At 64.2% G+C, this 332-nt stretch carries 1 protein-coding gene; it reads left to right on the forward strand.

The features are described 5' to 3' along the window. Nucleotides 1–69: 69 nt before the first annotated feature. Nucleotides 70–332: hypothetical protein (locus ACTJJK_RS23215; RefSeq protein ID WP_440731375.1), on the forward strand; the 263-nt coding region annotated here is incomplete at its 3' end.

The raw sequence follows: 332 nt of genomic DNA on the forward strand, positions 1-332 counted from the left end.
GGTGCGAGTCGAGTCGAGTAACGATCCGACCGCCCCTGTCGACGTGAAGCGGAATTGAGGGGGCGGATCATGAAGATGAACATGAAGATGAAACTGCTGGACTACACCCTGATCAGCCTGCTGGCGGGCGCAGCCCCGCTAGCGGCCGCGCAGCAGCCCACAGCAACGGCCGCAGCTCAGTCCAATGCTGCCCAGTCCGAGGCGGCCCAGTCCGAAGGCATCGCCGAAGCCATGAAGTGCACGGAAGCAGCGTGCAGCGGCGAAGACGGCTTGCTGTTCAAGCTGCGTACGCGCAGCTACAGCAAGCCGGTGACCGAGGGCACGACGGCGAA

This window comes from Lysobacter sp. 22409 (assembly GCF_052045105.1).
Taxonomy (GTDB): Bacteria; Pseudomonadota; Gammaproteobacteria; order Xanthomonadales; family Xanthomonadaceae; genus Lysobacter; species Lysobacter antibioticus_B.